Raw genomic sequence first — 2,325 nt, forward strand, 5'->3', positions numbered from 1 at the left:
CATATATTTCAGTAACTTTGTAGGTATAACCTGTTTCATCAGAATCAAAAAAATCTTCTAGATTACTTAATTGATGTAAACAAGATTGAAGAGTTCTTAAATCTTGATCATACTGATTATCTGATAATGGTTTGTTTTGATATAACTTATCTAACTCGATAAATTTATTTTTGAATGCTCTCAATGAAGATATAAATCTCTCTTGAGTATCACTCAAATTATCTGGTTCATCGTATGCTACTTTTAATTCTAATTTACTTAATAATTCAATTATTTGTGATTTTTTCATATTTTTACCTTCAACAATAATTTAAAAACTCAATACACAATCCCTTATCCTCTAACATATTTCAAATTCAATCCAAGAACTTTTGTTAGATAGCAAAGAGACTGTATTTTTTTCCTATATATTCGATATAAAATTCAAAATGTTATGTTTATAAAGTGCGTGTTTCATTACTGTCAAAACAATAACTTGTGAAATAAACGTAATGGTACGAATTGAACTGGCATTATCTAATATCGATTCTTTTTTCCCTTAAAATACTTAAAAAATCAAAATGCACCTAAATCTCAAATTTTTTCTAAAATCTTTAAAATCAGATTATCGTTATTCATATACGTCATCATAAGAACATTAACTAAAAATAATGTAGTATAACAATTCTAATATCAATCATTTTTTAAGCATATTTTGTAAATATCGATGAGCTTACTTGCGAATTCTCATACAGTAAAAATGTTCATAAAGGATTTAATAGAGAATCGCAGATAAACGTGATTATCCAATCAAGTTAATCTAGCGTTGAATCATTAAAAAAGAATAAACCATTATTGATTAAATTTATTAAAACCCAAAAACAAGTAAGTTTACTTTAATTTAATTTTATTCAAACCAATACGCATTCAGATCCTTGCTAAAAAGTATACAGAAGTCTCCGCTACGCTATACTTTTGTTAATTTTCAAACGAGCTTTCCCTTATTCGAATGCTATCGGTTATTTTTTGCCATATAACCATTATGCTGGCACTCCGGTAGTTATAATCATTAACACTAACTTGCTTGGGTTTGGTTCTGCTACTAAATTGTAAATTCCAAATGCTGTTTTGTTGACTGTCATTCATGCCACTTGGTGGCTTAAGGGCAATATTACCGACATTCTCATATCCCTGTTCATAATCACTTATCACTACAACATCACAATTGTGTTTAGGATGCGTTTCAAAGCAGAACCAAATTCCTACATCGGCCAGTAATCTTTGAATAAAAGTAAGGTCACTCTCTTGCCATTGAATGATAAATTCGCGAATTGGGTAAGTATCTTTTAGCTCTAATCAATAGTCAATGCATATTGGTTTTTCTGAGAGCCATTGAATAATGACACGAAATCATTGAGTCCTTGATTTATTGTACTCATATCCATTCCTTATAATTTAGATTACATATCCATTTTTTATAATATAGATTACATTTTAAATACCATAATTTTCCTTATTGTTTTATTAATTTAGTTTACAAAATAATGTGAATATTCTTTTTAAAGATACGCTGTTTTTTTGATCAATTCAATGATATTTTTCGCAGTGAAATAACTAGATAAAATAATCTAACATTTCTATTACAATTATTTAAATGAGTTATAACGAATTTATTTATTCAAAATTTTCTTATATTTTCCAAATAAAATAATAGGTTAAAAGTCATTGTCGTTTGCCAACGACTGTTGATTTTGCAAATTTATTCACTTATATCAACCAATTTACTTGCCATAAAAAAAGTGGTGTTACTTTTCAACCGATTAAATCAAGTTTATTGCAAATCTAATTTGCTGAATGGCTAATTAAGTCTTATAAAGATTAATATAAAACAGATAATTACGTTTAACAATCGGAATATATTGAACATTTTACCAACTCTATTGACACTTAACTGTTAAATATAGCGTCAAAAGAAAACTGAAACGGTATAGACTCCTGAATATTTTTTACAAAATATGCATCAAGTTATATATAAACCGCTCCCGCTTTAACTCACTTAACTACTATATGTAGCGTTCTTGAATCCAGCATTTTATTTATGCTAAAAGGTACAGTTAACCTTAAATAATTTCACAAAAAATAATTTAAATAATGGCATGTTGGTTACTAAACTTGAACCAGTGACCAATCGATTATGAGTTTTTTGGAGATATATTTTAAATCAATAAGTTACAATTGAATCTATAAGTTAAAATGACCTATATAGACATATAAAATCATATAAGAACATTGTCAATCGCCATTTCACCGCCATTTTGTTGATTCTTGTTTTTGGTGATTTAATTA

The 2,325-nt window shown here is 27.2% G+C and carries 1 protein-coding gene and 1 pseudogene; both read right to left on the reverse strand.

What is annotated here, in order from left to right:
- On the reverse strand, positions 1-289 hold a 289-nt coding region (locus A9G11_RS06170), incomplete at its 3' end, for a hypothetical protein (RefSeq protein WP_141674361.1).
- A gap of 668 nt (positions 290-957) precedes the next feature.
- Positions 958-1,320: pseudogene (locus tag A9G11_RS14395) on the reverse strand (contractile injection system protein, VgrG/Pvc8 family); the annotation flags it as partial.
- Positions 1,321-2,325: the final 1,005 nt, after the last annotated feature.

The organism is Gilliamella sp. wkB108 (genome assembly GCF_001690195.1).
Classification (GTDB): domain Bacteria; phylum Pseudomonadota; class Gammaproteobacteria; order Enterobacterales; family Orbaceae; genus Gilliamella; species Gilliamella apicola_L.